Origin of the sequence: Sphingomonas sp. NPDC019816, from assembly GCF_050274375.1 — a bacterium.
Lineage (GTDB): Bacteria > Pseudomonadota > Alphaproteobacteria > Sphingomonadales > Sphingomonadaceae > Sphingomonas.
Genome location: NZ_JBNNOB010000012.1, coordinates 1 through 24,076 on the forward strand (window position 1 = coordinate 1; position 24,076 = coordinate 24,076).

At 68.1% G+C, this 24,076-nt stretch carries 19 protein-coding genes and 2 pseudogenes; 5 read left to right on the forward strand and 16 right to left on the reverse strand.

The features are described from left to right. Positions 1–180, forward strand: a pseudogene (locus ACQKJZ_RS03105) (electron transfer flavoprotein subunit alpha/FixB family protein); the annotation flags it as partial. 373 nt (positions 181–553) lie between these two features. Beyond that, positions 554–1,588, forward strand: a complete 1,035-nt coding sequence (locus ACQKJZ_RS03110) for a LacI family DNA-binding transcriptional regulator (protein WP_427729948.1) — start codon at positions 554–556, stop codon at positions 1,586–1,588. Between the two features lie 3 nt (positions 1,589–1,591). Here ACQKJZ_RS03110 and ACQKJZ_RS03115 read toward each other — a convergent pair whose 3' ends face one another. Beyond that, positions 1,592–2,719: a glycoside hydrolase family 68 protein gene (locus ACQKJZ_RS03115; RefSeq protein ID WP_427729949.1), complete on the reverse strand. Its 1,128-nt coding sequence runs from the start codon at positions 2,717–2,719 to the stop codon at positions 1,592–1,594. A 31-nt stretch (positions 2,720–2,750) separates the two neighbouring features. Continuing rightward, entirely contained in the window at positions 2,751–4,106 is a 1,356-nt protein-coding gene (locus ACQKJZ_RS03120; RefSeq protein ID WP_427729950.1) for an MFS transporter, read from the reverse strand. A gap of 167 nt (positions 4,107–4,273) precedes the next feature. Here ACQKJZ_RS03120 and ACQKJZ_RS03125 point away from each other — a divergent pair, with 167 nt between their 5' ends. Beyond that, entirely contained in the window at positions 4,274–4,732 is a 459-nt protein-coding gene (locus tag ACQKJZ_RS03125) for a hypothetical protein (RefSeq protein ID WP_427729951.1), read from the forward strand. Between the two features lie 7 nt (positions 4,733–4,739). Here the strand turns inward: ACQKJZ_RS03125 and ACQKJZ_RS03130 are convergent, their stop codons facing one another. Then, positions 4,740–6,998: a DPP IV N-terminal domain-containing protein gene (locus ACQKJZ_RS03130; protein ID WP_427729952.1), complete on the reverse strand. Its 2,259-nt coding sequence runs from the start codon at positions 6,996–6,998 to the stop codon at positions 4,740–4,742. 135 nt (positions 6,999–7,133) lie between these two features. Between ACQKJZ_RS03130 and ACQKJZ_RS03135 the strand changes: the two genes are divergently transcribed. After that, positions 7,134–8,495, forward strand: a complete 1,362-nt coding sequence (locus ACQKJZ_RS03135; RefSeq protein WP_427729953.1) for an FAD/NAD(P)-binding protein — start codon at positions 7,134–7,136, stop codon at positions 8,493–8,495. Between the two features lie 63 nt (positions 8,496–8,558). Here the strand turns inward: ACQKJZ_RS03135 and ACQKJZ_RS03140 are convergent, their stop codons facing one another. Next, the gene (locus ACQKJZ_RS03140) at positions 8,559–8,984 is read right to left on the reverse strand and encodes an organic hydroperoxide resistance protein (protein WP_427729954.1); all 426 of its coding nucleotides are present in this window, start codon (positions 8,982–8,984) and stop codon (positions 8,559–8,561) included. A 112-nt stretch (positions 8,985–9,096) separates the two neighbouring features. Here ACQKJZ_RS03140 and ACQKJZ_RS03145 point away from each other — a divergent pair, with 112 nt between their 5' ends. Next, complete coding sequence (locus ACQKJZ_RS03145; protein WP_427729955.1) at positions 9,097–9,555, forward strand: MarR family winged helix-turn-helix transcriptional regulator; 459 nt, start codon at positions 9,097–9,099, stop codon at positions 9,553–9,555. Between the two features lies 1 nt (position 9,556). Here ACQKJZ_RS03145 and ACQKJZ_RS03150 read toward each other — a convergent pair whose 3' ends face one another. The 12 genes and pseudogenes from ACQKJZ_RS03150 to ACQKJZ_RS03205 all read right to left on the reverse strand — a co-directional run bounded on the left by ACQKJZ_RS03150 (position 9,557) and on the right by ACQKJZ_RS03205 (position 24,057). Beyond that, positions 9,557–11,950, reverse strand: coding sequence for a hypothetical protein (locus tag ACQKJZ_RS03150; RefSeq protein WP_427729956.1), 2,394 nt, complete (start codon positions 11,948–11,950; stop codon positions 9,557–9,559). A gap of 96 nt (positions 11,951–12,046) precedes the next feature. Further along, on the reverse strand, positions 12,047–12,925 hold the full coding sequence (gene yghU / locus ACQKJZ_RS03155; RefSeq protein WP_427729957.1) for a glutathione-dependent disulfide-bond oxidoreductase: 879 nt from the start codon (positions 12,923–12,925) through the stop codon (positions 12,047–12,049). A gap of 69 nt (positions 12,926–12,994) precedes the next feature. Continuing rightward, on the reverse strand, positions 12,995–13,894 hold the full coding sequence (locus ACQKJZ_RS03160) for a glycosyltransferase family 2 protein (RefSeq protein ID WP_427729958.1): 900 nt from the start codon (positions 13,892–13,894) through the stop codon (positions 12,995–12,997). Beyond that, positions 13,891–14,505: pseudogene (locus ACQKJZ_RS03165) on the reverse strand (polysaccharide pyruvyl transferase family protein); the annotation flags it as partial. The pseudogene ACQKJZ_RS03165 and the gene ACQKJZ_RS03160, both read right to left, overlap by 4 nt. Positions 14,506–14,520: 15 nt before the next feature. Then, positions 14,521–14,805 (reverse strand): hypothetical protein, encoded by a 285-nt coding sequence (locus ACQKJZ_RS03170; protein WP_427729959.1) that lies wholly within the window; start codon positions 14,803–14,805, stop codon positions 14,521–14,523. Next, positions 14,802–15,878, reverse strand: coding sequence for a glycosyltransferase (locus ACQKJZ_RS03175; RefSeq protein ID WP_427729960.1), 1,077 nt, complete (start codon positions 15,876–15,878; stop codon positions 14,802–14,804). Before ACQKJZ_RS03175 ends, ACQKJZ_RS03170 begins: the two co-directional genes overlap by 4 nt. Further along, on the reverse strand, positions 15,875–16,789 hold the full coding sequence (locus tag ACQKJZ_RS03180) for a galactosyltransferase-related protein (protein WP_427729961.1): 915 nt from the start codon (positions 16,787–16,789) through the stop codon (positions 15,875–15,877). Before ACQKJZ_RS03180 ends, ACQKJZ_RS03175 begins: the two co-directional genes overlap by 4 nt. After that, the gene (locus ACQKJZ_RS03185; RefSeq protein WP_427729962.1) at positions 16,786–17,940 is read right to left on the reverse strand and encodes a hypothetical protein; all 1,155 of its coding nucleotides are present in this window, start codon (positions 17,938–17,940) and stop codon (positions 16,786–16,788) included. Before ACQKJZ_RS03185 ends, ACQKJZ_RS03180 begins: the two co-directional genes overlap by 4 nt. Next, positions 17,937–19,955: an HAD-IIB family hydrolase gene (locus ACQKJZ_RS03190; RefSeq protein WP_427729963.1), complete on the reverse strand. Its 2,019-nt coding sequence runs from the start codon at positions 19,953–19,955 to the stop codon at positions 17,937–17,939. The genes ACQKJZ_RS03185 and ACQKJZ_RS03190 overlap by 4 nt, the downstream gene beginning before the upstream one ends. Positions 19,956–20,083: 128 nt before the next feature. Beyond that, complete coding sequence (locus ACQKJZ_RS03195; protein WP_427729964.1) at positions 20,084–20,848, reverse strand: SDR family NAD(P)-dependent oxidoreductase; 765 nt, start codon at positions 20,846–20,848, stop codon at positions 20,084–20,086. A 115-nt stretch (positions 20,849–20,963) separates the two neighbouring features. After that, positions 20,964–22,007 carry a patatin-like phospholipase family protein gene (locus ACQKJZ_RS03200; protein WP_427729965.1) on the reverse strand — a complete coding sequence of 348 codons (1,044 nt, stop codon included), beginning with the start codon at positions 22,005–22,007 and terminating at the stop codon, positions 20,964–20,966. A gap of 139 nt (positions 22,008–22,146) precedes the next feature. Continuing rightward, positions 22,147–24,057 (reverse strand): alpha-L-fucosidase, encoded by a 1,911-nt coding sequence (locus tag ACQKJZ_RS03205; RefSeq protein WP_427729966.1) that lies wholly within the window; start codon positions 24,055–24,057, stop codon positions 22,147–22,149. Positions 24,058–24,076: the final 19 nt, after the last annotated feature.

Genomic DNA, 24,076 nt, shown 5'->3' on the forward strand with positions numbered 1-24,076 from the left:
CCCGAAGTCTATGTCGCTAGCGGCATCTCTGGCGCGATCCAGCATCTGTCGGGGATGAAGGACTCCAAGATCATCGTCGCGATCAACAAGGACGAGGACGCGCCGATCTTCCAGGTCGCCGACATCGGCCTGGTCGGCGATCTGTTCACCGTCGTGCCGGAGCTGACCGAGAAGGTCTGAGGCTTGTTCGCGCGGGGATGCGGACAGGATTGCTGTCCTCGCCCTACGCGTGAACCGAAAATCCTCCCCGGTACGGGGAGGTGGCAGGCCGTAGGCCTGACGGAGGGGGGCTTGCCCAACAGGACGTCCCTGGCGGCACGCCCCCTCCACCACCGCTTCGCGGCGGTCCCCCTCCCCGTGCCGGGGAGGATCCGAAACTTTCATTTCCTGCCCGCGCGTACAATTCTTCCTGCACCAATGGCCTTGCATGCTGCGGCAAAGCGCGGCACGGACGAATATTGCTAATCCATGTGAAAATGGTCCGACAAATGCCGTTGCCTGCTTGTTCGCCATGGGGCGCTGCGGTTAGCGTTCTCAAATGAATGAGAATTCCATGGAGCAGGATGTACGCCGGGTGCGTACCATCGCGGATCTTGCGGAACTGGCCGGCGTGTCGCCGGGCACCGTATCGCGTGCCCTGGCCGGAAAGACGCTGGTCAACGAACAGACCCGCTTGCGCATCAAGGCGCTGGCCGACGAGCATGGCTTTCGCCCCAATCAGATGGCCAGCCGCCTGCGCACCCGCCGCACCGGCGTGATCGGCGTCGTCGTGCCGTTGGGGCATGAGCGGCGGCAGCATCTGTCCGACCCGTTCTTCATGACCATGCTGGGCCATCTGGTCGATGCGCTGACCGAGAATGGCTATGACGTGATGTTGTCGCGCGTCATCCCGGATGCCGACGACTGGCTGGACCGGGTGGTCGATTCGGGGATGGTCGATGGCGTGCTGCTGATCGGTCAGTCCAACCAGTACGACACGATCGAGCGCGTGGCGCGGCGTTATCGCCCGCTGGTGGCCTGGGGCGTCACCTTGCCGGGGCAGGTTCATGCGGCGGTCGGTACCGACAATCTGGCCGGCGGGCGGTTGATGGGGGAGCGGCTGGTGGCGCATGGCTGCCGGCGCATCGCGTTTCTCGGGGAAACCAGTGCGCCCGAAATCCGCGCCCGCTATGACGGCGTCACGGCGGCGATGGCCGAGGCGGGGCTGCCCGATGCGCCGCTTCAGCTGTCGGCGCACCTCGCATCCGATGTGATGGAGCGGGAGATCGCCGCGCATATCGACACGCTGCTGCAACAGGGCGGCGGAGAGATGCCGATCTGCGGTATCGCGGCGGCATCGGACATGATCGCGATGACGGCGGTACGTGTGTTGGCCGACCGGTCGATCGCGGTGCCCGACGCGATCGCGGTCGTCGGCTATGACGATCTGCCGCTCGCCTCTCAGGCGGTCCCCCGCCTGACGACCATTCGCCAGAACATCGCGGCGGGGGCGCAGGCAATGGTCGATGCGTTGTTCGCGCGCATCGGTGGTGAGGAGGCGGGCTCGGTGGTGCTCGCCCCCGAACTGATCGCGCGCGACTCGGCCTGATGGTCAGTCGCGGGCGATCGTCACCCGGTCGCCCGCCATCGTCACCCGGAACCAGGGCGCGGCGGTGCCGCCGAAATGCCGGCGGCGAAGCGCTGCGTCGGTACTGACGTCGGCACCCGCCAGGCCCCAATAATCGACGAAGCTGATGACGTCGCCTTCACCGGTGACCCACCAGCAATAGGCCTGGGTCGGCTCCTCGACCGGATTGGCCGCGACCAGCCCGGTGCCGTTCACCGGCCGCCAGGGACCCGCCATGCCTTCCGCGACCATGGCGTACAGCCCGGTCGGTGCGCCGAGGCCGGCGGCGAAGCGCTTGGCCTGGGTCGACCAGAAGCAATAATACAGGCCGTCGCGAACGATGATATGCGGCCGCTCCAGCTCGCTGTTGACGCCGATCGACTCGATCATCGCGGGCTGGATGGCCCAGCGCCCGTCGATCCGCCTGGCGACGCCGATGACGCCGTCCAGAATCTCGTCGACCCAGCCGGCCGAGCCGACGAACAGCAGATATTCCGAACCGTCCGCCGGGTCGCGGAAATAGGCCGGATCGCGAAACCCCTTGATGCCGCCGTTTTCCGGCTCGGCCTGGTTGGCGACGATATAGTGATGGCCGTCCGCCACGACACTCTCGACCGGCGGGCTCCAGCCTTCGCAGCGTGCCTCGTCACCCTCGACGATGAAGCGCCCCTGCGTCTCGAACAACCGCTGTTCGAAGGTGCGCGGACCGCCGCGCCGGCCCGAGGCGGTGAAATACAGGGTCAGCGTCGTGTCGTCCTCGCCCAGCACCGCCGAGCCCGACCATTCGCGGCTGCCCGGCGTGAAGCCGTCGGCAAAGGTCACGCCATGGTCGCGCCAGCCGTCCACGCCATGGCTGGTCAGCCGGATACGCGCTTCGTCATGCCGCCATTCGGGATCGTCGAAGCGCGGCGTGGCGAGGAAGAACCACCAACTCCGCCCACCCACCATCGCGGTGCGGCCATCGGCATAGGCGATCTGCCACATGTCCCACAGGTCGTGATCGGCCAGGATCGGCACCACGTCTGCGGCCCTAAAGACCGGCAGGCGGGCGTCGGCCTGGTCGGGGATACCGGCAAGCGCATCGGCCGACCAATGGGTAGGGGCTGTCGTCATGATACCTCGGGAAGGAAAAAGGAGGAGCCGGTCAGGCGTGGTGCAGGGCCGTGCGGGACTGCCGCGTCCGAACGGACAGCACCGAGGCGGCGGCGAGCAGCATCAGCACCCCGCACAGGATCAGCACATTGCGCGGATCGCCGCCCAGCCAGGGTTGATAGAACAGCGGCAGCGTCACGCCGAAGATCAGCATCGGAATGACGATCATCATGTTAAAGATGCCCATATAGACACCCGTCCGCTCCGGCGGGATCGACCCGGCGAGGATGACGTAAGGGTTGCCCATCATGCTGGCCCAGCCCAGGCCGATGCCGATGGCGGGCAGGAACAGCATCGCCTTGCTGGTCATGTGCGGCATCGCGATCATGCCGATGCCGGTGATGACCAGGCAGATCGCATGCAGCGGCGCGGCGCCCCAGCGCCTGGCCAGCGGCACCATCGCGAAGGCCGCCAGGAACGCCACGCCGTTATAGAAGGCCGCGACCTCGCCATTGGTCAGCACGGCGGCATGGAAGCCCGACGAGGTGGCGTCGGCGGTGCCATAGACCGATCGGCCGATCGCGTAGATGACGTAATTCCAATAGGCCATCATCGCATACCACTGGAACAGGCTCATCAGTGCCAGCTTGCGCATCGCGGTCGGCATGGTGCGGATCGCATCGCCGATCTCGCCCAGCGTCGCGCCCAGCCCCTTGGGCGCAGCGGCGATCCGCGCGCGCTCCTCTGCGGTCAGCGGCAATTCGGGGACGCGCCGGATCGACCAGACGATCGTCACGAAGGACAGGACGGCGCCGATCATGAAGACGATGCGCGCGGTATAGGGGATATGGTGGCTGTCGACCCAGTCGGGGTTCATGCCCGCCCAGACCAGCAGCGACGGCGTCAGGAAGGCCAGCATCTGCGCCAGCCCGGTAAAGGCGCTCTGGGTCAGGAAGCCGACATTGTGCTGGCTCTGGTCCAACCGGTCGGAGACATAGGCGCGGTACGGCTCCATGGTGATGTTGTTGCCGGCGTCGAGAATCCACAGCAGCGACACCGCCATCAGGATCGACGAGCTGAGCGGCATGAAGAACAGCCCCAGCGCGCACAGCACCGCACCGATCAGGAAATAGGGCGTGCGCCGGCCGAAGCGGCTGTCGGTCCGATCGCTCATCGCACCGATCAGCGGCTGGATCAGCAGGCCCGTCATCGGCCCCGCGAGTTGCAAGAGCGGAATCTGCGCCTCCGACGCGCCGAGGTAGCTGTAGATCGGAGCCATATTGCCCTGCTGCAACCCGAAGCTGAATTGCAGGCCCAGAAAGCCCAGATTCATTTCAAGGATACGGACCAGCGACAGGCGCGGCTTGATCGAGGCCGTGGTGCCGGCGGCAGGATGGGACGGGGTCATCAGAGTCCTCTCGCGCGGGGATTATGACCGAGTCTAGCGCCGGTTTGCCGCGTCCGGGAGCATCATGGCGCGATCAGGACCGGTTTGCAACAAACGATTGCAAGATGAATTCGAACGGGTTGCCAGACGCCGCGCCGCGGGTGACTATGGGGCAAAGGGGAGAGGGAATGTCGATGCTGTTCGCGCTATTATCACTGATGCATGTCGGGGCTGAGCCAAGCGAGGCGTCACGTCGCGACCTGTGCGTACTGGGCCACATGGTCATGGCCGATCTTCCCTCGGGCAGAGAGGCCGGTAGCGCCTATATTGAGACCGACCCCAGCCGCGACGAATTGATGAAGCTATGTCCCACATTGGCGCGCGCATTGCCGGCCGGCTATCTGGCGGCCGATGACGATGCCCGGTCGCGGGCGGCCGAGCATGCTCCGACGCCCGGTGTGCAGCGTCCCTCGGCCTCGATCGTCACGATCGCCATTCCCAGCATCGCGCAGGACGGTCGGTCCGCGACGGTGATGGTCACGACGGAATGCAGCGGCCTTTGCGGCAGCGGTACCGAATATCGCTATACCCGGACGCACAAGACTTGGCGGCGCCAGGGTAAGCCGCGCGCACGTTGGGTCTCCTGACGCCCGATCACCGCCCGCCCGGCGGCAGGTTCGTCTCCAGATAGCGGGTCATCAGCGAATAGAGGTGGATGCTCGTATTCTCGCCCTCATAGATACCGTGGCTGCGGTCGGGATAGGCCATCATCGTGAACGGCTTGTTGAAGTGGATCAGGCGATCCACCAGCTGATCCTGGTTCTGGTAATGGACATTGTCGTCCAGCGTGCCGTGGATCAGCAGCAGATTGCCCTTCAACCGGTCGGCGAAGGTGATCGGCGAGCCGTTCTTATAGCCCTCCGCATTGTCCTGCGGCAGGCCCATATAGCGTTCCTGATAGACGGTGTCGTAGAGCGTCATGTCGGTGGGACCCGCCACCGCGATGCCGGTCTTGTAGAGTTCGGGATAGCGGAACAGCGCGTTCTGGGTCATCGCGCCGCCGCCACTCCAGCCCCAGATGCCGATGCGGTCGGGATCGATATAGGGGCGCGTGCTCAGCATCTTGCGGACCGCCGCGGCATAGTCGGCGGAGGCCTGGATACCGACCTGGCGATAGATGCTCTTGCGCCAGTCGCGCCCGCGCGGGGTGGCGGTGCCGCGCGGATCGATGCTGGCGACCAGATAGCCCTTTTGTGCCAGCATCCGGTGCCACAACCCCTGCGATCCGGCCCAGCGGTCGGCAACCGTCTGGCCCCAGGGTTCGCCATAGACGAAGTAAAGAATGGGATAGCGTTTGGCGGGGTCGAAGCCGGCCGGCTTGATGAGCCAGCCGTCGAGCTGCGTGCCTCCACCGATATCGACGCGGAAGAACTCGGTGGGGGCCAGACCGGTGTCCTTGATCACCTTGGCGAGCGGCGCGTTGGCCGCCAGCGTGCGCAGCGGCTGCTGGCGCGTCAGGTCAAGCATGTCGGTCACCGGCGGGGCGTCGAAGCGCGACAGGGTGTGCAGCGCCCAATGCTCGCCCGGCGCGATGTCGTAGCTATGCGTGCCGGGCTGGCCGGCGGGCGTCAGCCGTTCGACTTTGGGCGTGCCCGACAGGGTGGTGCGGTAGAGATAGCGTTGGGTCGGATTGTCGGGCGAGGCGATGAACCAGGCATAGCCGGCCTTCTCATCGACATTCAGCAGCTCGACCACATCGAACCGGCCCGGCGTGCGCAGCGTGGCGCGGCCGCTCGCCCGGTCGATGGTGTAGAGGTGCCGCCAGCCGTCGCGCTCCGACAGCCATGTGAAGCGGCGTCCGCCCTCCAGCCATTCGGGCGCGTTATTGGCCTCGACCCAGGCGGCGTCCTTCTCGACCATGACCGGCTTGACCGCGCCGGTCGCGGGGTCGCCGAGCAGGACCTTGTACGTGTTCTGCAAGCGGTTGGACTGCTGGATGAAGACGGCGTCCGATCCGCCGGCCCAGCTCATTTGCGGCACGTAATTCTCGCGCGGATCGCCCTCCAGCTTGAACCAGCGCGTGGCGCCATCGGCGACATCGACCGTGCCGACCGTCACCGCCGAATTGGTCGTGCCGGCCTTGGGATATTGCAGCGGTATGACCTGCGAATATTGGCCGCCGGTGTTCTTCACCATGTCGAAGGTGCCGACGCCGCGCGTGTCGAAGCGGAAAAAGGCGATGCGCCTGGAATCCGGGCTCCACTCGAAGGCGCGGTGGAGCGAAAATTCCTCCTCATAGACCCAGTCGGCCAGGCCGTTGACGATGAAGTCGTCGCCGTCCCGCGTCAGCGCGACCGGCGCGCCACCCGCGACCGGTTCGACATAGAGGTTGTTGGCGCGGACATAGGCGATGCGGCTGCTGTCGGGAGAGAAGCTGGCATAGAAGAGCGTGGAGGGCGCCGCGCCGCCGCCGATCCGGCGTAGGCTCTTGGTGGTGCCGTCGAGCAGCCAGTAATCGGCCATGGCATTCGTCCGTCGGAACGTCTTACCATTGGTGCGGATCAGCAGCCAGCGATGGTCGGGCGACCATTCATAGCCATCGATGCCCAGCGGCGCGGCGGCACCCTCGGGCGTCAGGTCGGCGGCGGCGACCACCACCTCGCGCCGGCCATCGGCGATGCGATAGCGGACGATGTCCTGCCCGCCCTTGGCGTTATCCTCGATCGCCAGATAGCTCTCGCCATCGGGGCTCCAGCGGCTGGCGCGAACGGACTCGGTGTGGACGGCGTCGGGGCCGAAGATGCCCCCGACCGAGAGGGGGGCGGGGCGGCCGGTCTGCGCCGTCGCGGGCATGGTCCATGCGGTGGTGGTCAGCGCCAAGGCCAAGCCGGAAATCCGCCAATATCCCCGCATTATCGGTCCGATCCTTCGTCAAAAAAGAGAACGTAACGCAGCATGCGCAGATCGTATACCGATTTCTCGGGTGGCGGATGCGCGGCGGTGACGTACAGGAAAGCGGATCGACAGCGTGAAGGATGCGGCGGGATCATGACTTCGGGGATCGACCATGTGGCGATCATCGGCGGCGGCTTTGCCGGCACGCTGCTGGCCATCAACCTCGTCCGCCATGGCGGACCGCGCGCGACGCTGATCGAACGGCATGCGGGCCAACTGGCGCGGGGCGTCGCCTATAGCGCGGCGCATGCCGAACATCTGCTCAACGTCCGTGCCGGCAATATGAGCGCGTTGCGCGACGATCCCGATCATTTCGTCCGCTGGTTGCGCGCGCGCGGGGCAGGGGATGCCAGGACCTTCGTGCCGCGCCGGGTGTATGGCGACTATCTGCGCAATCTGCTGATGGAGACGATCGCCGCCGACCCGACCCGGCTGACATTGGCACAGGGCGAGGTCTCGGCGCTGACCCGCGACGGTGCGGGCTTTCGCCTGGCCTTGGCCGAAGGTCGTGAGATGACCGCCGACGCGGTGGTGCTGGCGCTGGGCAATCTGCCGCCGCACACCCCACCGGGGATCGATCCATCGGTGCTGGCCCAGGGCTGCTACCGCGAGGACCCGTGGGCGGGCGACATAGCCGAAGGTCTCCGGGATGACGACCGGGTGCTGCTGGTCGGCAGCGGGCTGACCGCGATCGATGCCGCGCTCTTGCTCGATGCCAATGGCTTTGGCGGGCGCACCCTGGCGTTGTCGCGGCGGGGCCTCGCCCCCCGGCGTCATGCCGACAGCCCGCCGGTCCAGCCCTTGCGCGAGCGGCCGGCGGCGAGCCTGTCGGCGCTGGTCCGCCACGTCCGCCGCGTCGCGGGTGAACAGGGCTGGCGCGGGGCGGTCGACAGCCTGCGCCCCGTCACGCAGATGATGTGGGGCGCGGCGGATGGCGAGACCCGCGCCCGGTTCCTGCGGCATCTGCGCCCCTATTGGGATGTCCACCGACACCGGCTGGCCCCCGCCATCGCCGAGGCGGTCGACCGGCTGATCGCGTGCGGGCGGTTCACGATCATGGGCGGCAAGCTGATCCGGGTCGAGCCGGAGGGGGCGGGCGCCATCGTGCATTGGCGACCGCGCGGGCAGGACGGGGTGGAGATCCTGCGCGTGGCGCGTATCGTCAACTGCACCGGTCCGCAGGGCGACCTGTTGCGCTCGCGCGAGCCGCTGATCCGGCAGTTGCTGGCGCAGGGCATGATCCGCCCCGATGCCCTTCGCATCGGCCTGGAGGTGGATGCGCAGAGCCATGTCGTGACGGCGGACGGCAGCGTGGATGACCGCCTTTACTGCATCGGGCCGATGACGCGTGGCGGCCTGTGGGAAGTGGTTGCGGTGCCGGACCTGCGGCAACAGAATTGGGACCTCGCCCGGCGGCTCGCCCATGCCCAGTGGGTGGGGGGCGAGGGGTTGTAGCGTCCAAAAAAGACCGGCGCGGCCTTGGGGAAGAGTCGACCGCGCCGGCAGGAAGGAAGCAGATCAGGCGATGGTCAGGCCGACATCGACATTGCCGCGCGTCGCGTTCGAATAGGGGCAGATCTGATGCGCCGCCTCGACCAATTGTTCGGCCTCCGCCGCGTCGAGACCGGGAAGCTCGACGGTCAGGTCGGCGGTAATGCCGAAGCCACCGGCCGCACGCGGCCCGATGCCGACCTTGGCCGACACCGCGACATCGGCCGGAACCCTGATCTTCAACTGCTGACCGGCGACCTTGAGCGCACCGATGAAGCAGGCCGAATAGCCGGCCGCGAACAGCTGTTCGGGATTGGTGCCCGCACCACCCGGGCCGCCCAACTCCTTGGGGGTGGAGAGCGCCACGTCGAGCGTGCCATCCTCGGTGCGCGCATGGCCGTCGCGGCCACCCGTCGCGTGGGCCTGCGTCTGGTATTTCACGTCGATCGTCATGTCGATGCCTCAATAATAGTTATCGCGATACATATATGGATAAGGTCAGGGCTCTTGTCCAGTGTCTCGTTTATCGCGATAGGATTTCCCTATTGTCCCGGGAGAATGATGCATGTCGGTGCCGTGGCCGCTCGACGATCAGCTATGCTTTGCCTTGTATGCCGCCAATATCGCGGTCCAGCGCACCTATAAGCCCATGCTCGACCAGCTCGGCCTGACCTATCCGCAATATCTGGCGCTGCATGTGCTGTGGGAACAGGATGGCCGCACGATCGGGGCGATCGCACAGCGGCTGGCGCTGGAGTCGAGCACGGTCACGCCGCTGGTCAAGCGGCTGGAGGCGAGTGGACTGGTGACCCGCGAACGTGATTCCCATGACGAGCGCCAAGTGCGCGTGACCTTGACCCCGGCGGGGCGCGAGCTGCGCGATCAATGCGGTTGCCTGGGTGAGGAAGTGATCGCGCGGTCGGGGATGGCGGTGGCCGATCTCCGCGCGTTGCAGGTGGAGATTCGCGCGCTCCGCCACGCGCTGGAACAGGCGGACGAACAGGCGGGCGGTGGCGCGCCGTGACCTACTGCGCGGTCGCCAGGGTGAAGGGCACGGTGGGCGCGTCGCGAAGCGTGACGTAGAGCACACCGGCTTTGGGCGCCGGCACGGCCAGCCTCGCGGCAGTATAGCCCGCCGGCACCGGGGCGGCACCCGTCATGTCGGGGGTGGCGGCGACCCGGTCGATCAGAAACAGGTCACGTCCCTCCAACTGGCAAACGTCCGCCGCGCAGCGGAGCACGGCGATCCGGGGCAGGCGGACCAGCGTGGCGAGTGGTGCCCAATCGCCCTTGATCGCCCCCCGCACCAGCCGAAAGCGCAACGGCCCCGCCGCCGCCGACCCGAGCCGCGCGGGGTCGAGGACCGCCACCGCGATCTCCGGTGACGACAGCCGAACATCGCGCCCGCCCTCCAGCGTGACGGAGGTGCCACCATCGGCCGTCGTGACCTCGACCGCATCGGCGGGTGTCAGACGCTGTCCCTCGGATGCGCGAAGGGCGAAGGTCAGCGTCGCATCGTCGGGCAGGACATTGTCGTCGCGCGTCGCGAGCGCCAGTCCCTTCGGCGCGTTGGCGACGGTCAGGCTGCGGCTGACCAATGTCGCGGTCGGGCGGGCCGGTGCTGCGGTCACCGGGACGGTCAGCATACGACCGTCGTCCAGTCGCACGCGGGCCTGGCTCCCCTCGGGCAGCCGGTCGCCGACGGCGGTGGCGACCAGCCGATCGGTATCGCCGTTGCGTGACACCGTAGCGGGGGACAAATGGACGTCGCCGATGTCGATCCCGGCGATCGCGTCCAGCCGCTGTCCGGTCAGCGTGACGAGGCGGTCCCCGGCGGCGAGCGTGACGGTGTCGACCCGGCTGGCGGGTGCGAAGGCGCGCAGCGTCACGGTCTGCGGCGTGTCGCTGCCCATCTGCTGCACCTCCAGCGTCACGGGACCGGCGCGCAAGCCCTTCATGGGAAGCGTGATATTGACGCCATCGGCGCCGCGCGGCGTGAAGGCCACACTCTGCGCCGCGCCGCCGCCCGGTCGCATCGTCACGCCGGTCACGCAGGCGGCGGCGGGGCCGGTCAGTTCCACGACATTGTCGCGCCCGACGACCAGGCTCTGGTCCGCTGCACTGGCGCGCCATTCGCCGGCCGCCGGGAATTGCAGCGTGAAGCCAGGCCCCTCGAACGATTCGAAGCCCCATTGGCCGTGCAGCCGCGCGGTGGCCTTGCCCGACAGCCCCGCGGGAAGCGCCCCCGCCAGTATATAGCCGCCACGATCGGCGCGGGGGCGCACCGGCACCTCGATCCGCTGGCCATTGGCTTGGCTCAGCGTCACCGCCATGTCGCGTGCGAAGGCGGTGGAATAGATCAGCGGCGCACCTTCGACCGGCAGGACCAGTCCCGGCCGCGCACCGCACAGGGGTTGGTCGGTACCGGCGCGCAGCCGGGGCGGGCTGCCCGCATCGATCGCGGGCATGGCGGCGACCAGCACCGACTTGGGCTTGGCGAAGGAGGGCGCGGCGTTGAGCAGCAGCGACAGCCTGTCGCCCTCCCGCGTCGCCAGCGTCGGCAGATAGCCGAATTGCGGATTGCCGAACGCGCCGAACACCCGCGCGATGTCGCGGATGACGCCGATATAGGGGCTGTAATAGCCTAGCCCCGCCTCGCGCGTATAGCTGAGCTGCAAGGCCAGGTCGGTCGGCGCGCCGATCAGCGTGTCGGTCATCGAACTGCTGTGGATATCAGCGAGCACCAGCGCATCGCGGTTTTCGAGCAGGCATGCCGCCTGCAACTCGATCACCCGCGCCAGGCAATCGGGGTTCATCTTGATCGCCAGGCTGCCGGCCAGCGCTGGGGCGATGGTGCGCAGGAATTCGGGGTGGCTGTTCTCCTGCGCCCGGATCGCCGCGACGAAGGCGTTCAGCCGCGACCGGTCGAGCGACGCCTGGTTCAGGTCCTGCACCGCGCGCACGAACTCGCCGGGACGGTCGCGCACCGCATCGACGATGGTGCCTGACGCGCCGCCCGTCTGCGGCACCAGGAACAGCGCCATCTGGCGCGCGCCCTTGGGCACGGTCAGGGTCAGGCGGCGATCCTTGTCCTTGTCCTTCCACGTCTCGGCCGACTGGACCCAGTCCTTGGGCGGGGGATTGGTCGCGCCGCTGAGGAAGGCCGAAAACAACAGGTAATGCGCGCGCTGATCCTTCGGCAGGTCGGCATCGATGGTCAGCCGGTCGCCCGCCGCCAGATTGGGGACCTCCGCGATGGGCAGCGTCCTGTCGCCGCGCGTGACCATGATGCGTAGCGCGGGGCCGGGCAGGTCGAAGGGGGCGGGATCGGCGGCGACCGGGGCGGCCACGCTCAATCCCGCGCCGGCCAGCGCAAGCGCGATGAGGGGGCGGGCCGGGCGGGGGAGGACGCGGAACATGGACCCAGTGTAAAAGCGCGAACCAGCGCGACGATCAAGCGCTTCGCGGCGGATGGCGGGAGAACCCGGCGCACCCGCCGGCAAGGCGGGTATCGGTCAGCCCTTGGCCGCGGCGGCCAGCTTGTCCTGCGTCCGCTCGTCGAAGTCGCTGGCGGCGTGGCGTTCGAGCAGCTGTTCGGAGGGATCGCCGATCGTGCGATTGACCATCCGCCCGCGCTTCACCGCCGGCCGCGCGGCCAGCTCCTCCGCCCAGCGGCGGACATGCGTATAGTCATCCACCTGCAGGAATTCGGCGGCGTTATACAGTTGGCCCAGCACCAACTGGCCGTACCAGGGCCAGATCGCCATGTCGGCGATGCCGTAGTCATCACCTGCCACATGGCGGCTTTGCGCCAGTTGGCGGTTCAGCACGTCGAGCTGACGCTTGGCCTCCATGGCATAGCGGTTGATGGCATATTCGATCTTCACCGGCGCATAGGCGTAGAAATGGCCGAAGCCCCCACCCAGGAACGGCGCGCTGCCCATCTGCCAGAACAGCCAGGACAGGACATGCGCGCGGGCCGCCGGTTCGGTCGGCAGGAAGGCGCCGAAGCTCTCGGCCAGATGCATCATGATCGCGCCGGATTCGAAGATGGCGAGCGGCGTATCGCCGCGCCGGTCGACCAGGGCGGGGATCTTCGAGTTGGGATTGACCGCGACGAAGCCGCTGCCGAACTGATCGCCGTCACCGATGCGGATCAGCCAGGCGTCATAGTCCGCCCCGGCATGGCCGGCGGCGAGCAGCTCTTCGAGCAGGATCGTCACCTTCACCCCGTTCGGCGTGCCCATCGAATAGAGCTGGAGCGGATGCTGGCCGACCGGCAGCGCCTTGTCATGCGTGGGGCCGGCGACCGGGCGATTGATCGCCGCGAAGGTGCCACCGCTCTCCTTCTCCCAGGTCCAGATCGCGGGTGGGGTATAGGCGTCGTCGCTCATCGGGGGCTCCAGCTAGGTTCGTCGCGGCAGATGGGTGGAAGGACAGGCAAAAACAACCGCGACCGGTCTTCAGCCGGCGGGCGATCGCCGGCGCCGGACCGCCTCGCGACCGTAATGCGCCAGACCCGCCACGATGTGCCGCAAGCGAAAGGCGTGGAAATGGCGGATGGCGGGAACCGGCCCCGCGAACCGGTCGCGCAGATTGGCCACGTCCCGCGCCATGGCGCGCCGGATGCGCCGATCGGACAGCAGATGCTTGGCATAGAGGGCCCCGTCGCCGAAGCCGTACCCGGCAAGCAGCGCGACGACCTCGTCCTCGCGGCGGCGGCCATGATGATGGTCGACGACGAAGTGGGGATCGTAGCGGACCGGAATACCCCGCCCCGATGCGCGAAACAGATAATCGGTATTCTCCGCCGCGCGAAACGGCGCGCCGGCCCCGAAGCGTTCGTCGAACAAGCCCACGCGCGCGCGGACATCGGCGGTGAAGGCCAGATTGGCCCCCATCACGAAGCCGCCGGGAAAGCCGTCGGCCGGCGCGATCATCGGATGATCCTCCAGCTTGACCGTCACGGGCAGATCGGCGGGATCGCCCAGCAGGATGCGGCCGCCGATGATGACCGGGGCGGGGTGGGGGGCGAAGGCCTGTGCCAGCCGATCGAAATAATCGCGGTGCAGCGTGCAGTCGTCATCGGTCATCGCGATGATGCGCCCGCGCGCCGCCGACAGCGCGGCGTTGCGCGCGCGCGACAGGCCGGGGCGTGGTTCGGACAGCAGCCGGACGGCAAACGGTCGGTTTGCCGCCCAATGCCGGATCATCGCGGCGCTGCCATCGCTCGATCCGTTATCGACGAGGATCAGCTCGATCCGGCGTTCGCTCGCCGCCGCTGCCTCGGCAACCGAATCCAGCGTCCTGAGCAGGCTGTCGCGTCGGTCGCGGGTGCAGATCGACAGGCTGATGTCGATCATGCCGCCAACTCGGCAATGGCGTCCTCCACCGTGCCGGCCTGTCGTACGAACGGGGAGGCGGCGGTCCAGGCGGCGTGATAGGCCGCGACCTTGCCATAGTCGTTGTCGAGGATGACGTGCGGGATACCGAGCAGCAGCGCCAGGATATGGCCGTGCAGCCGATCGGTGACGATCCTTTCCCCACGCGACAACAGGTTCAGGCCGCGCACGACGCGCGCCTGCGCGCGCGCGGTGGGATCGGTGGCGGTCACTACATCCTCGGTCAGCCAGTCGAGCGCCACGGCACCCGGCAGCGCGCGCAAACCGGTATCGTCACGCGCCGCCCGTTCCGAGTCCGAACGCAGCAGCATCAGGATACCACAGTCGGGCGCGACCGCGCGGGGCAACGTGCCCAGGCCGAAGGCGGAGTCGGGGGCGAGTTCGACCGGGCAGCCGAAATGCCTACGCGCTTGCGCCAGACTGGCCTCGTCGCGGACGAACAGGTGGAAATCGGGATGGCCTTTGACGATCGCGGCGAAATGATCGCGATTGGCGGCGTCGCGAAAGTGGATGGATTGGGGCAGCTGCACGATGCGGCGATCGCGAAAACGGGTCAGCAGCATCTCGCGAAACCGCTGATGATGCGGCTAGATATCGCCCAGATTGCCGCCGCCATGGATGAGGATCGAGCCGGTGGGGCAGGCGGCGCGAAACGCCGCTTCGTCGAAATCGTCCCAGCGGCAGACATAGGCCGGGGCGCCCGCCCCGACATCGCGCAGCATTGCGATCTCGCCCAGCCAGATCGCGCTGTCCCCGACATTGGGATGATCGGGAAAGTCGACCAACGCATAGCGCGTGCCCGGCGGGGGCGCATGGCGGCGGTACAGATCGCCCAGGGCCGCACGCTGGGCGGCGATGACGTCATCGCTCACGCGGCGATGGCGCTGTGCGGCGCGCGGGTGACGGCGGCGTAGAGCGCCTCGCACCGGTCGAGCCACAGGTCGCGGGCGAAATGCTCCTCGACGCGGCGGCGCGGTACAGCGCGGTCGATCGTCAGGCAATGGTCGATCGCGTCGGCCAGGCCCGCGACATCGTTCGCCGGCGCGACTTGACCCGCGTCGCCCACCACTTCGCGCGCCGCGCCCTGATCGAAGGCGGCGATGGGAAGGCCGCATGCCATCGCCTCGATCGCGACCAGCCCGAACGGCTCGTCCCAGCAGGGGGTGAACAGGAAGACCGATGCGCGCCCCAGCTCGGCGGCGAGCGCCGTGCCGTCGAGATGCCCGCCATAGCGGATGCCGCCGCCCAGGCGCGGCTCGACCTCCGCCGTCCAATAGTCCCTGTCCTCGATCGCCCCGAACAGGGTCAGCGCGATACCCGCCCGACGCGCCGCATCGATCGCCAGATGGGGACCCTTGTTGGGCGTGATCCGGCCGCACCACACACCCTCGCCATTGCCCTTCGGCACGAAGGGCCAGGCGGCGGGGTCGATCGCGTTGTGCAATATCGACGCCTCGGGCGGGGCCCCTTCGGGCCACCACGCCCGCAGCTGGCTTTGCGAGGTGACGGTCAGGTGATGGCTTGGCGACGGGCTGACCGCCACGAAATGATGGAGCGCATCATAGGGGGGCACGTGCAGCGAGGTCACGGTCGGCGTCACGGCCGTGCGGCGCTGCTCCAGCGGAAATCGGTGCAGGCTGTTATTGTGCACGACGTCGAACCCGCCGCCTGCGATCCGGTCGCAGGCGGCGGCATAGCCGGCGTCGACATGTGCGATCAGCTCGGGCTTGCCGCGATGCTCGGCCCAGGGGAAGGCCGCCTCGTAATGCACGGGGAGTACCGGGTCCAAGGTGAAGCGCGGATCGCTGTCGCCGCTGGCGAACAGGACCACCTCATGCCCGCGCGCGATCAGCCCTTCGGCCAGATACCAGCCATGCGCCTCCATGCCCCCCAGAAAGGGCTGCCGGATCGGCTGGCGGACATGGGCGAGCAGTGCGATCCTCATGCCGCCGCGCGGCCGGATGCGGCGCGCTCCTCCAGCAGGCGGATGACGCTGGCGGTGTTGGCATAGGGCTGGTGGCTCTGCTGGCCGGTCAGGGTCAGATCGTCCTCGTTGGGCGCGCGCAGGATGCGGATCGGGCGGCCGGGCGTGTCGTCGATCAGACCCATCAGGCGGAAGGCGTGCAGCCAGTGGCCCATGGTGCGATAGCCCCATTTCGCCTCGAACGCCTCGGCATTGCGGACCACGCTTTCCAGGTGATGGACCGGCGGCATGTGGTGCGGATGATATTGGTGATAGGCCAGGCCGCCCTTGATCCAGGCGATCGGGATGCCGGCCTTGTCCACGACCTTGCCGAAATCCGTATCCTCGCCGCCATAGCCGGCATAGCGCTCGTCGAAACCGCCGGTCGCGAGGAAGGTCGCACGGCGCATCGCGAAGTTCAGCGACCAGAAGCAGCGATAATCCTCGCATACCTCGATCCCCTCGGGCGGCGGACCGCGCCGGTCCGAATGGCGCACCGCGATCCCGGCGAACCGATCGGTCGACCAGTCGCCCCGGGTCGCGCCGCCGGGCAGATACATCACCTCGCCCATCAACAGCCCGTCCATCTCGCCCAGATAGCGGTCGTAATCGGCGATCAGCCCCGGCGTGGGGATGCAGTCCATGTCGAGAAAGACCAGCGTGTCGCCGATCGCCGCGCGCGCCGCCGCGTTGCGTGCGGCGGCCAGTGGCAGGCGGGGGCCGTCGATCATCATCTGTCGGATGGGGAAGGGCGCCTCTGGCAGGTCGTAGGCGCTGTCCTGGATCACCGCGACGATCAGTTCGTCGGGCAGCACGCTCTGGCGGGACAAGCCGATAACGACGTTGCGGAGGTGTTCGGGGCGGCCCCCGGCAAGCGTGACGACCGAGATCATGAATGGGCTCCGGTGGAATCGTGAAACGGGGTGGGGGCGGGCATGTCGATCGCCGCGCGCCAGAGCCGGGCGGCAAGCCCCTCCAGCCAGTCGGCGGCCAGCTGCGCCGGGGCGTCGGCGATCATCGCGCGCTGCGCCGCCGGGCGGTGCCCGGCCCGCGTTTCGGCCAAGGCCGCCGTCCAGGCCTGCGCCGAGGAAGGCAGGTGCGGGCGGACACAGGCGACGCCGGCCGCCGCCAACGCCTCCGCCTTGCGATGCTGCTCGTCGAAATACCGCCATTCGGGAATGGCGAGCCAGGGGCGGGCGGCAGCCAGGATCTGCTGACAGGTGGTGTTGCCGGTCGAGGCGATGACGAGGTCGGCGGCGGCGACGTGGTCGGCCGGATTGTCGACCCAGCCGCGATGCTCGATATTCGCGGGTTCGGTCGCATGCCAGTCGCGCAGGACCGGGCCGATGGTGATCCACCGGGCCCCCGGCCGGCTGCGCGCCCCGACACCCAGCGGTGCCTGCGCGAAACCGCCACCGCCGCCGCCCGCCAGGACCAAAATCAGTTCCTCGTCGGCGCCGACCCCGATCCGCTGCCGCGCCAGCTCCCGCTCGGGCACCCGCGTATCGACGCCAAGGCCACCCGCGAAGCAGGTCCTGGCGCGCATCGACGCGTCCCATTCGGGCTGGGCGAGCCGTTCGTCGAACGCCGCCAGCAAACCGGCCGCACCGTCATAGGCGGCGCGGTGGCCGGGATCGTGCCGGTCGCCATGTTGCAGGACCTTGACGTGCGGGACCGAGCAGATGCGCGACAGCTGCGCGATCTCGGCCGACACGTCGCAGATCATCAGTTCGGGATCGGCCGTGTCGAACCACTGGGCGATCACCGCCATGGCGTGGCGAATGCCGGGCCAGCCCAGAGGGGCGCAGTGCAGCGTGTCGGGCGTGGGGATCGCATCCATGTCCCCCGCCTCGGCGCCGGTCGGCTCGAACAGCGACGGGATGGTGACGATCGTGGCGCTGGGCGGCAGGGCCGGGAAAATGTCGTCGCGCGCGCAGAAGATGGTCACCGGCCGCTCGGGTGGCAGCGCGTTCAGGATCGCGGCGCAGCGCTCCGCATGGCCGCGCCCCTGATGATGGACGAAATAGCCGAAGGGGCGCGTCATGCCGCGCTGGCCCGCGCCATCATCGGCTGGGTCAGGCTCAACCGCTCCAGCCCCTCCAGCACGCCGTGCGCGTGATGGCCCTTCACCCGCATCAGCCCGTCGCGTGCGATAAGGCCGGCCAGTTCGTCGCTGGCATTGCCGACGACGATAGCGTGCCCGCACGCCTCCAGCATGTCGACGTCGTTGCCGCTGTCACCGGCCGCGACGCACGCGCCCAGCGACAGGTCCAGCCGCCGGGCATAGGCTGCGACCGCCGCCGCCTTGCCCCCCAGCGGGGCGAGCACGTCGATCAATCGGCCATGCGAATAGACGACCTTGGCCGCCAGATCCCGCTCGGCCAGGGCGGCGCGAACGCGCTCGGCGTCGTCGGCGGTGCCGAAAAAGCTCAGCTTGTGCGGACCGGCCGTGTCGCGTGGCTGCGGCCGCAAGCGCAACGGCTTGAGCGCGGCAGCCACCGCCTTGCGGTCCCAACCATCGTTCAGGCGGGCGGCATAGACCGGACACTCATGCCAGCCGCGCTGACCCTTCAGCATGATGCGCGTCCCGACATCGGTGATGAAGGCGTCGGGTTCGGGCAGTCCCCATTGCGACAGGATCATCCGCGCCATGGCGAAGGACCGACCGGTGGCGACGACGAAGGGCAGGTCGCTATCGCGCCGCCACTGAGCGAAGGCATGCGCCCCGGCCGGGCAGCCGGTCAGCGTATGGTCGATGTCGCTCGCCAGCAGCGCCGGCGCGCGCGGCAGCCGGGCATATAAGGCGAGGGACTCCTCGGCATAGCGACCCCAGTCGTAGCGCAGTACGCCGCGCCGCCCCGCATCGCTCATCCGGGCATGGCGGCCGGCATCGGTCAGCAGGGCGAGGCAGGCATCGGCGATCGCGTCATCGTCGCGCGGGTCGATGAGCAGGCCGTGGCACAGCGCGCCGACGATCTCGCGCGGACCGCCCGCCTGCGTCGCGACGACCGGCACACCGGCCGCCGCGGCCTCGATCAGGGTCAGGCCGAAGGGCTCGTGAAAGGCCGGATTGACGAACACGCCGCCCTTTGCCGCGCGGTCATACAGCGCCGCCACGTCGCGCCCGTCATGGGTGGGCGGCAGGGCGAAGCGTCCGCGCATCGCCGGCTGCGCGGCCACCGCCCGAAGCGCGTCCAGCACGCCGCGCTCCTCGGGCGAGGCGGGGCCCTCATGCTGACCGGCCAGAATGACGAGATTGGCGACGGCCTGAAGCGTGGGCGAGGCGGCATAGGCACGGGCCAGACCGATCAGGTTCTTCTTGGCGACGGGCCGCGCGATGGCGAGGATGATGGGCCTGGCCGGCACATCCAGCCATTGGTCCAGCCGGTCGGCCAGTGTCGGGGCCGGTTCGGCCGGGGCGGCGACGCGGCTGGGTACCCCCGGCGGGATGCAATGCGTGCGTGCCGGCATGGAACTGGCATAGGCCCGGACCTGTCGGTCGGCCTCGTCACGTGTCGAGACGATGATAGCGTCGGCCTGCGCGATGGCGCGCTCCTCGGCGGCGATCCGTGCGTCGAGTGCGGGGCAGGACCCCTGCTGCGTCCGCTTGTCGATACCCAGCGCATGCGGCGTATAGACGAAGGGAATGGCGAAGCGGCGGCGCGCCTCGGCGGCGACGGCGGCGGCGTCGGAAAAATGCGCGTGGATCACATCGGGCAGACGCGGCAGACGCGCGAGATGCGCGCAGAACGCCTCGGTAAAGGCGGGCATGTCCTGCGCCAGCGCATCCTTTTCCAGGTAGCGGCGGTCGGCGGTGGCGATCCGGTCGATGGTCAGGCGCGGCGACACGCGTTCGGACGTGACAGCATGATCGGGCGCGAGCCCCTCGTCCTCGAACAGGCGCGTTACGATCGAGACTTGATCCGTGTCAATATTGTCCGCCTGGGCGGCGGCGGCGTCAAGAATATAGGCAATATGGCCGCCCGTATCGGCGGTGATGCCATAATGGACAGGTGGCGATTTCAGGCAGCCGCCAAGTGCCAGATGTAGGATGAACAATCTCGCCCCTTTCGTTATGGAGCAACAACGTTGCAATTATTGATTGGCTCCCAACGCTTTGGCGGATCGGAAATGCGATTGCGGCAGGATCGAGGGATCCTGCCGCAATCTTGATCCATATCTATTTATCAGTGGAGCGGTGGTTGCCCGTTGGACGCGCTCAGGCCGCCATCGACCGGTAGGTTGATACCGGTGATGAAGCGGGCATCCTCGCTGGCCAGGAAGGCAACCGCACCGGCGATATCGTCGGGTTCGGCGCCGCGACCCATGGGGATGCGTTCCTCGAACTTGGCGATCAACTCGGGCTGTTCCTTCATGCCGGCGGTCAACGGGGTGTAGGTCAGCGACGGATTGACTGCATTGACCCGGACGCCGTGCGCCGCCTCGTCCATCGCCAGCGCGCGAGTGAAGTTGGTGACGGCACCCTTGGCCGCGCAATAAAAGCTGTGGTTCCAGTCGCCGCCCAGCCCCGACACCGACGACATGTTGATGATGCAGCCGCGCGACTGGCGCAGCGCGGCGATCGCGGCGCGCGCCATGTGGACGACGCCGTAAAGATCCGTCTCGATCACCCTGGTGAAGGCCGAGAGGTCGCCTTCGTCCAGCTTGCCGAGATGATCGACGCCGGCATTGCTGACCAGCACGTCGACCCGCCCGAACCGCGCCACCGCCAGCGCGACCAGCGCTTCGCACGCCGCCATGTCGGACACGTCGGTTTCCCGCGTCGCGACGGTTGCGGGGGCCAGCTGTTCGGCCAGCTTCGTCAGGCCGTCCGCGTCGATGTCGCCCAGCACCAGGTTCGCGCCTTCCCGTGCGAAGCGGCGCGCGGCGCCCTCGCCGATGCCCGATGCCGCACCGGTGATGATGACGACCTTGTCACTGAATCTGGCCACGCTCTGGCTCCTGTCGTGGTTGGGGGAAGGTCAGCCTCAACCCCCCGGTTCGATCTTGCGTTCCGACCCGTCCACGCGATCGGGCACGGACGCGGGCCCGGGGCCGGTGAGCCGATCAGCCCTGCACATCCTCGGGCAACCCCTCGAACGAGGAGCCGCGGCCCAGGGTGGCGCGGTGATCCGCCAGCCATCGTTCCGCCTGGGCCCGGCCCAGTTTGCGCAGACCCTCCAGCACCGACCAGCGCGTATCGACCTTGCTGGCGCCCGATCGCCCCGCCAGTTCCTCCGGCGGCGACAGGAGGTGGAGGTTGACCCGCGCGATCGCCTGCATCCGGGGATCACGCGACGCCTCGGCGCGTGCGATGTCCTGAATTTCGGACAGGGCACGCAGATCACGGCGCAGACACGCGTTGAAGCTGATGTCGCTGACCCGGCGCGTGACGTCGCCGATCGAACCGCCGACATCGTCGACGGTGAACGGGGTGATCTGGACGATGATCATGTCGGTCGCGCCGATCGCGTCGGACAGGAGCGGTTCGAGCGCGGGATTGGCCGTGAAGCCGCCGTCCCAATAGGGTTCGTCATCGATCTCGACCGCCGCGAACAGTTCGGGCAGGCATGCCGAGGCCATCAGCGCGTCGAGCGTCACCGCCTCGCCCGTGAAGATCCGCGCGGAGCCCGTGGTGATCTGAGTGGCCGCGACATGGAGGGGCACCACCGTCTGCCGCGCGAGCAGGTCGAGGTCGACGCTCTGGCTGACCGCCTGGCGCAGGGCACGCATGTCGCGCACACCCGGCAGGAACGGTGCGAAATACCGGCTGGACAGCTTGGCGATATCGAGCGACCGGCGCAGGAACGGCTCGAAGAACGGGCCGCCCAGCGCACCGAGATCGAGCGGGGCGAGCGGCGACAGATCGGCGACCGCGCGCCACAATCGCTCCAACCCGTCGCGTGCGCCCGGGCATCCCGACCGGGCATAGCCCGCCACGATCGCGGCGCCGTTGATCGCGCCCGCGCTGGCGCCGCTGACCCCGACAAGCTCGACATCCTCCTCCAGCAGCCGCTCCACCACGCCCCAGCCATAGGCGCCGTGCGCCCCGCCGCCTTGCAGGGCCAGTGCGATGCGGGGGCGGCGGTCGGGCGATCGGGATGGCTGCATGGCGTCATATCCTTCCGGTCATGGGCGAGGCGGCCATGACCCAGATATGACAGACCCGGCCGCGTCGATTGTGCAACGCAGCAAAGGTCATGTGGTGCCGGACCATGGTGCGATCTTCCATGGTCCGGCCGACTGTTTCCTAGCGCGGGGTGAAGGCTCCGATGCCGGCGATGGCCAGCTTGGCGGCGGGCTTGGCCACCTGTGCGAAGGACAGCCGCAGATAGCGGACCGGCCTGGGGCTGGAGAAAGGCAAGCGCTGCGTGGAGAGCGCATAGGCGATGTTGGAAAACTCGCCCGAACCCGCCGCCGTCCAGTTCTTGCCGTCCACGCTGGTCTCCGCGACATAGCCGCGTGGCGGGGCGGCATCGATCATGACCTGACGCGAGGGCGTCAGGCTGAAGCCCGCGACGTCGCGGACCTGGCCCATGTCGACCGTGACGCTGGCGGGCTTGCCCGCGACCGGCGCGGGTTGGACCCAGATGGTCTTGGCATCATTGTCGAGCAGCTTTTCGGCCCCCGGCGCGGTCGCCGAGACGATCGTCCAGTCGGTTGTCGCCAGCACGGTCGGGTCGCTCGACACGATGGCGGGGACGGGGACCGGTGCGACGCTCTGAAACAGCGACACCTCGCTGATCGCCGGACAGACCGGCGCCTCGACGATGCGCAGGCGAACGCGGCGCGCGGTGACCGGCTGGGGCAGGCGGATGATCCGCTGCGCGCTGATGCACTCATGCTCGGCGAGTTGCTGCCATTTCCCGTTCACCTCGGCATCGACCGCGAAGCGGGTGACGCGCACGCCCAAGGGTAGATATTCGCGGATGCGGATCAGGTCGAAGCTGCGGTTCGGCGGCAGGTCCAGCGTCAGGCTGGGCTTGGTGATGCCATCGGGCGCGGACCAATAGGTGTCGCGCTGGCCGTCGAGGACCTTGGCCGCCTCATAGCCCTTGCCGCGCACATGGCTGGCGCTGGCGACCGCACCCTTTGCCAGGTCGGTCGCGAAGCTGGCGCGGATCGCGTCGCCGAAGCTCTTCAGGATCTTCACGTCCTGATCGGGGATGCGCCCGCGCCGGTCGGGCGGCAGGTTCAGGTTCATATTGGTGCCGCGCGCGACCGAGGTGTCGAAATAGCCGACCAGGTTCTCGGGGCTGCGGACCTTGGAGTCCTCGTCCGCATGATAGAAGCAGCCGGGCCGGATCGACGTGTTGGTCTCGGCTGGCCACCATAGCGGAGCCCCGCGCACGCCCGAATTGCCCTCCGACTGGACATACGGATGGTTCGGCATGGTCGGCCAGCAGGGATCGCCCGCGATACCGTCCTCATTGCCGACCCAGCGAATGTCGGCGCCCAGCGGATCGAAGGTGCAGGCCATGGGCTGATGCTGGTGCACCAGCGCGATAATCGAGGGCCAGTTGTAATATTTGGGCGCGTCGATCTGCCGCGTCTCGCGCGCGCCGCCATAATAGCCGTCGCCGCCATTGGCGCCGTCGAACCAGAATTCGAACAGCTCGCCATAGCCGGTGCAAAGCTCGACCACTTGGCGACGGAAATATTCCACATAGGATGGGCGGCCATAATCGGCCCGGTTGCGATCCCAAGGGGAGAGATAGATGCCGAAGGCGATGCCGCCGCGCTTGCAGGCGTCCGACATCTCGCGGACGATATCGCCCTTGCCGTCCTTGTAGGGCGAGTTGCGGATGCAATGCTCGGTCAGCGTGGTCGGCCACAGGCAGAAGCCGTCATGATGCTTCGCTGTCAGGATGATGCCCTTCAGATTGCCCGCCTTGGCCGCCGCGACGATCTGATCCGCGCTGAAATCGGTCGGATTGAAGGTCTTGGGATCCTCGTCGCCATAGCCCCATTCCTTGTCGGTGAAGGTGTTCATCGCGAAGTGGATGAAGGCGTATTGCTCGCGCTGGTGCCAGCGCCACTGCCTCGCCGAGGGTATCGCACCATACGGTGCGGGCGCACCCGGCCCGATCTTGGCGATCGCGGGCGCGGCGGATGCGACGAGGCCGGAGGCAAGGACGGCGCGGCGGGAGAAATCGGTCATCGTCAATTCGGCTCCGGGA

What these genes read in the sequence shown, in the direction of transcription:
- ACQKJZ_RS03110 (WP_427729948.1), top strand. Translation starts at nt 554, where the DNA reads ATGGAGCAGGATGTACGCCGGGTGCGTACCATCGCGGATCTTGCGGAA.
- ACQKJZ_RS03115 (WP_427729949.1), bottom strand. Translation starts at nt 2,719, where the DNA reads ATGACGACAGCCCCTACCCATTGGTCGGCCGATGCGCTTGCCGGTATC.
- ACQKJZ_RS03120 (WP_427729950.1), bottom strand. Translation starts at nt 4,106, where the DNA reads ATGACCCCGTCCCATCCTGCCGCCGGCACCACGGCCTCGATCAAGCCG.
- ACQKJZ_RS03125 (WP_427729951.1), top strand. Translation starts at nt 4,274, where the DNA reads ATGTCGATGCTGTTCGCGCTATTATCACTGATGCATGTCGGGGCTGAG.
- ACQKJZ_RS03130 (WP_427729952.1), bottom strand. Translation starts at nt 6,998, where the DNA reads ATGCGGGGATATTGGCGGATTTCCGGCTTGGCCTTGGCGCTGACCACC.
- ACQKJZ_RS03135 (WP_427729953.1), top strand. Translation starts at nt 7,134, where the DNA reads ATGACTTCGGGGATCGACCATGTGGCGATCATCGGCGGCGGCTTTGCC.
- ACQKJZ_RS03140 (WP_427729954.1), bottom strand. Translation starts at nt 8,984, where the DNA reads ATGACGATCGACGTGAAATACCAGACGCAGGCCCACGCGACGGGTGGC.
- ACQKJZ_RS03145 (WP_427729955.1), top strand. Translation starts at nt 9,097, where the DNA reads ATGTCGGTGCCGTGGCCGCTCGACGATCAGCTATGCTTTGCCTTGTAT.
- ACQKJZ_RS03150 (WP_427729956.1), bottom strand. Translation starts at nt 11,950, where the DNA reads ATGTTCCGCGTCCTCCCCCGCCCGGCCCGCCCCCTCATCGCGCTTGCG.
- yghU (WP_427729957.1), bottom strand. Translation starts at nt 12,925, where the DNA reads ATGAGCGACGACGCCTATACCCCACCCGCGATCTGGACCTGGGAGAAG.
- ACQKJZ_RS03160 (WP_427729958.1), bottom strand. Translation starts at nt 13,894, where the DNA reads ATGATCGACATCAGCCTGTCGATCTGCACCCGCGACCGACGCGACAGC.
- ACQKJZ_RS03175 (WP_427729960.1), bottom strand. Translation starts at nt 15,878, where the DNA reads ATGAGGATCGCACTGCTCGCCCATGTCCGCCAGCCGATCCGGCAGCCC.
- ACQKJZ_RS03180 (WP_427729961.1), bottom strand. Translation starts at nt 16,789, where the DNA reads ATGATCTCGGTCGTCACGCTTGCCGGGGGCCGCCCCGAACACCTCCGC.
- ACQKJZ_RS03185 (WP_427729962.1), bottom strand. Translation starts at nt 17,940, where the DNA reads ATGACGCGCCCCTTCGGCTATTTCGTCCATCATCAGGGGCGCGGCCAT.
- ACQKJZ_RS03200 (WP_427729965.1), bottom strand. Translation starts at nt 22,007, where the DNA reads ATGCAGCCATCCCGATCGCCCGACCGCCGCCCCCGCATCGCACTGGCC.
- ACQKJZ_RS03205 (WP_427729966.1), bottom strand. Translation starts at nt 24,057, where the DNA reads ATGACCGATTTCTCCCGCCGCGCCGTCCTTGCCTCCGGCCTCGTCGCA.